Source organism: Mycobacterium lehmannii (assembly GCF_002245535.1).
Lineage (GTDB): Bacteria > Actinomycetota > Actinomycetes > Mycobacteriales > Mycobacteriaceae > Mycobacterium > Mycobacterium lehmannii.
In genome coordinates, this window is sequence record NZ_NKCN01000059.1 from 1 (window position 1) to 4172 (window position 4172).

Below are 4172 nucleotides of genomic sequence, written 5' to 3' on the forward strand. Positions count from 1 at the left end.
TTTTCAACGACGCGCGCAGCCCGCATCGCTCCGCCTAAGCCTTCGGCGGCAGCGTCAGATTGGTACAAGAGACAGCATCGGTGGGTTCGGTGGGGGCGGCCGGTAGTTGGGATCGCGGCGGATCACCTGTGACGGCTCCCGGCGCGGCCGCGGCGGGGGCTCGAACCCGCGGGGCGGTTGCCGGTTGTCGGTCACCTAAAGAAATTTACGTCGCCGGCCCGCAATGTTCATCGCAACCAGCCGAGGTGGCCGGCGAGCAGGGCATAGCCGACGAAGGCCACGGCATCGATCAGCGCATGCGCGACGATCAGCGGCCACAGCCGGCCGGTCCGCAGGTAGACGTAGCCGAACACCAGGCCCATCGCCAGGTTCCCCAGCCCCGCGCCGAAACCCTGGTAGAGGTGGTAGAGCCCGCGCAGGACGCTGGTGACGACCACGGCGGTCACCGAGCTCACGCGTAGCTGGCGCAGCCTGGTCATCAGGTAGCCGACGACGATTACCTCTTCGGCCCAGCCGTTCGCCAGCGCCGTCAGTAGCAGCACCGGTATCCGCCACCATGTGTCGTACAGCTCGGCCGGCTCGACGTCGGCGTTCATTCCGAGGAGCCGGGCGACCTGATACAGCGCGAGGCCGGGCAGTCCGATAAGCGCGGCGAGGCCCAGCCCGCCGAGCAGGTCGGCGCACCACCGGGGCCGACCCAGCCCGATCGACTTGAGGGTGATTCCGCTGCGCCACAACAGGTATACGGCCAGCGCACCCCATGCCGACAGCTGGAACACCCAGACGAGGTTGAGTCCGAGGTCGATGAGGTCGAACGGGGAGCGGCGCGGATTGAGCGCGACGACCTGACCGGAGAGGCCGAGGAGCACCGACTCGATCAGGTTCAGCAGCGCGCTGTAAGCCGAGAGGCCGAACGTCACTGCCAGTACGACGACGATCTCGATGCGCAGGGCTCGGCGCGCAGGGTCGGTGAGCTCGTCGGGGGCGCCGGTCACCGGAGCTACGGTAGCGCCGTCACAACTTCCGTGCGCGCAGCCCGTTGAGGAACGGGCAGCCCATCAGCACCCGGATCGCCTGGCTCAACCCGGTTACGTCGTCGACCGGGCGGGTGAACGGCAGCCGCACATCGTGGTCGCCATCGTCGGTCTCCACCCGCAGCTGGACGCCGTAGCGGTCCAGACCCAGAGGCCGGACCCGGCCGCGGCGCAGCGACATCGGAAGCCGGCTGGCCAGCCGCTCGACGACGTCGCGGTGGGCCGACTCCATGTGCTGCAGCCAGCACGACTCCATCGCGCAGAACGGGTCCGGCCGCGCGTCCAGCAGCGTGCTCACGCTGACCGATTCGGCGCCGGTGGAATCGGCGACCACCACGGAGTCGATTTCCAGCCGCAGAAGCGTGTGGCTCTTGTCGCCGTCAGCGGGTGCCGAGTTCACCTGAAGTAGCGCGGGATTGGGGTCTTCCGAGGCGATCAGGTCGAGCAGGGCCGACACCTCACCGGCGGGCACGTCGTGCAGGCGCCCCTGGATCCAGACCAACGAGCGCACCGGCTCGCGTAGCGGCAGCGGCGCGTAGTCCGTCATCTCCAGCACTGCCTGCACCCCGCCGGCACCCGCGCTGACGGCCTTGGCCGCCACCGCGCTGTCCGCGGGAACGGTGATCGCGAACGAGCCGTCGTCGAGCAGGTGGTGGACCGGTGTCTCGGTGGGAGCCCCGTTCTCGCCGCCCTCGACCGCGAGCATCGCGCCGCCCGCTTTGGCGCACGCCGTGCGGATCCGCTCGGCCGTCGTCGGTGCCGTGACCGTTGTCGCCATGCAGCCTCCTCTGAGATAAGGTGAGCCTAACTTAACTAAGCGATGGCGGATCCCGCAAGGCTTTCGTGCAGCGGAACGGCATTACCCGGGTGACCCGATAGTGTTGTTCCGTGCCGCGCATCGCTTATCTCGGCCCCGAGGGGACCTTCACCGAGGCGGCGCTGCGCAAAATGTCGGGCGACGGGATGCTGCCCGACGGCCCGGGCGCTGACGCTGTGACGCCGGTCCCGTGCGACAGCACCACGGGCGCGCTCGCCGCCGTGCGCGACGGGGACACCGACTACGCCTGTGTCCCGATCGAGAACTCGATCGAGGGTTCGGTGCTACCCACCCTCGACGGCCTGGCGGGCGGCACACCTCTGCAGATCTTCGCCGAGCTCACACTCGATGTCTCGTTCACGATCGCGGTGCGCGACGGCACCGCGGCCGACGACGTGAAGACCGTCGCCGCCTTCCCCGTCGCGGCCGCACAGGTGCGGCACTGGCTGGCCGAGCATCTACCGTCGGCGCAGGTGGTGCCCGCCAACTCCAACGCCGCGGCGGCCGCCGACGTCGCCGAGGGGCGCGCCGACGCGGGGGTGAGCACCGCGCTGGCCACCAAGCGCTACGGACTGGAGGCGCTGGCAGCCGACATCGTCGACGAGCCCAACGCGCGCACCCGCTTCGTGCTCGTCGGAGCGCCCGCCCCGCCGCCAGGGCGCACGGGCGCCGACCGTACGTCGGTGGTGCTGCGACTCGACAACGTTCCCGGCGCGCTGGTTTCGGCGCTGACCGAGCTGGCGGTCCGCGACATCGATCTGACTCGGATCGAATCACGGCCCACCCGAACGGGGTTGGGCACCTACATCTTCTTCCTCGACTGTGTCGGCCACATCGACGACGATGCGGTGGCCGAGGCACTCAAGGCGCTGCACCGGCGTTGTTCGGATATGCGATTCCTCGGGTCCTGGCCGACCGGAGCGGCCGCAGGCGCGGCCCCTCCCGGCCTTGACGAAGCCTCCAGCTGGCTGGCGCTACTCAGGGAGGGCCTGAGGTGAGCGGGCGTCTCGTGCTGGTGCGTCACGGGCAGTCGCTGGCCAACGTCCACCGTCGCCTCGACACCCGCCCGCCCGGCGCCGAACTCACCGACCTCGGCCGCGACCAGGCCCGCTCCTTCGCCAGGGGCATGCCTGGCGCGCCCGCGATCCTGGCGCATTCGGTGGCCCACCGGGCCCGTCAGACCGCCGAGGAGATCGCCGGTTCGCTGCGGTTGCCGCCTGTGGAGCTCGACGGGGTCCACGAGGTCCAGGTGGGCGATCTGGAGGACCGCAACGACGACGAGGCGATCGCGACGTTCGAATCGATCTACCAGAAGTGGCACGACGGCGATCTCGACGTGGCGATGCCCAACGGCGAGACCGGACACGACGTGCTGGACCGCTACGTGCCAACCATCACCCAGCTGCGGATGCGCCATCTCGACGACGACGCCTGGCACGGCGACATCGTGGTGGTCAGCCACGGCGCGGCGATCCGGCTGGTGTCCTCGGTGCTGGCCGGTGTCGAGCGCAGTTTCGCTCTCGACCACCACTTGGGGAACACGGAGGCCGTCGTGCTGGCACCGACCCCCGACGGCAGGTGGAGTTGTCTGCAGTGGGGGCCACTGACGCCGCCGTTCTACCCCGAGCCCGACGTGCGGCCGGTCGAAGACGCTCTGCGCTCAGCCGACCCGATGGGCTGACACCGAGACGGTGCACGCGCAGCTGATCGCCTCACAGTCGATCACGAACGCGTGCGCCACTTCCGGGGTGACGCAATCCGGTTCGGTGCATTCCGCTCGACACGCGACGTGGTGGATGACGGTGCCATGGCAGTGCTCGAGGCCCTCTACGCATTCTCGGCACTCGGTCATGGCCCCTTGATAGCACTCGCGGGCGACAAAGCGCAGTTGCCGCGCGGTGTGTTTGCCCGCTATCCCCAGCCGAGTTCGTGAAGGCGCTCGTCGTCGATGCCGAAGTGGTGCGCGACCTCGTGGATCACGGTGATCGCCACCTCGTCGACGACGTTTTGTTCGCTGTCGCAGTGCTCCAGCAGCGCTTCGCGGTAGATCGTGATGGTGTCGGGCAGCGAACCGGCGTACCACGAATCGCGTTCGGTCAGTGCGACGCCCTGATACAGCCCCAGCAGGTCGGGCTCCTCGTCGTTGCGGCCCTCGACAAGGACGACGACATTGTCCAGCGCGTCGGCGAGCTTCGGCGGTATCAGATCGAGCGCCTCGGAGACCAGTTCTTCGAACCGTTCCGGGCTCATCTGTACGGCCACGCGGCTACGGCCCCGGCGGCGCGGGTGCCGGTGCCGGTGGGGGCGGCGCAGGCGCGGGG

6 protein-coding genes are annotated in these 4172 nt (G+C 69.3%); 2 read left to right on the plus strand and 4 right to left on the minus strand.

What is annotated here, in order from left to right; all coding sequences use genetic code 11:
• Positions 1-227: 227 nt before the first annotated feature.
• A complete protein-coding gene (locus tag CEX87_RS26785) occupies positions 228-995 on the minus strand; it encodes a CPBP family intramembrane glutamic endopeptidase (protein ID WP_094289858.1) in 768 nt (255 codons plus the stop codon).
• A gap of 19 nt (positions 996-1014) precedes the next feature.
• The gene (locus CEX87_RS26790) at positions 1015-1812 is read right to left on the minus strand and encodes a DUF2470 domain-containing protein (protein ID WP_094289860.1); all 798 of its coding nucleotides are present in this window, start codon (positions 1810-1812) and stop codon (positions 1015-1017) included.
• A gap of 110 nt (positions 1813-1922) precedes the next feature.
• Here CEX87_RS26790 and pheA point away from each other — a divergent pair, with 110 nt between their 5' ends.
• A complete protein-coding gene (gene pheA / locus CEX87_RS26795) occupies positions 1923-2849 on the plus strand; it encodes a prephenate dehydratase (protein WP_094289862.1) in 927 nt (308 codons plus the stop codon).
• Entirely contained in the window at positions 2846-3532 is a 687-nt protein-coding gene (locus CEX87_RS26800; protein ID WP_066811787.1) for a histidine phosphatase family protein, read from the plus strand. The genes pheA and CEX87_RS26800 overlap by 4 nt, the downstream gene beginning before the upstream one ends.
• On the opposite strand, the gene CEX87_RS26805 is transcribed toward CEX87_RS26800, so the two are convergent.
• Together CEX87_RS26805 and CEX87_RS26810 are read right to left on the minus strand one after the other, a co-directional pair.
• Positions 3512-3703: a hypothetical protein gene (locus tag CEX87_RS26805; protein ID WP_094289864.1), complete on the minus strand. Its 192-nt coding sequence runs from the start codon at positions 3701-3703 to the stop codon at positions 3512-3514. The two genes, CEX87_RS26800 and CEX87_RS26805, sit on opposite strands and share 21 nt — an antisense overlap.
• 59 nt (positions 3704-3762) lie before the next feature.
• A complete protein-coding gene (locus CEX87_RS26810; protein ID WP_064419422.1) occupies positions 3763-4113 on the minus strand; it encodes a metallopeptidase family protein in 351 nt (116 codons plus the stop codon).
• Between the last annotated feature and the right edge of the window lie 59 nt (positions 4114-4172).

Bases quoted from the DNA above. Each gene is read 5' to 3' on its own strand.
- CEX87_RS26805 (WP_094289864.1), bottom strand. From the start codon at position 3,703: ATGACCGAGTGCCGAGAATGCGTAGAGGGCCTCGAGCACTGCCATGGC.
- CEX87_RS26790 (WP_094289860.1), bottom strand. From the start codon at position 1,812: ATGGCGACAACGGTCACGGCACCGACGACGGCCGAGCGGATCCGCACG.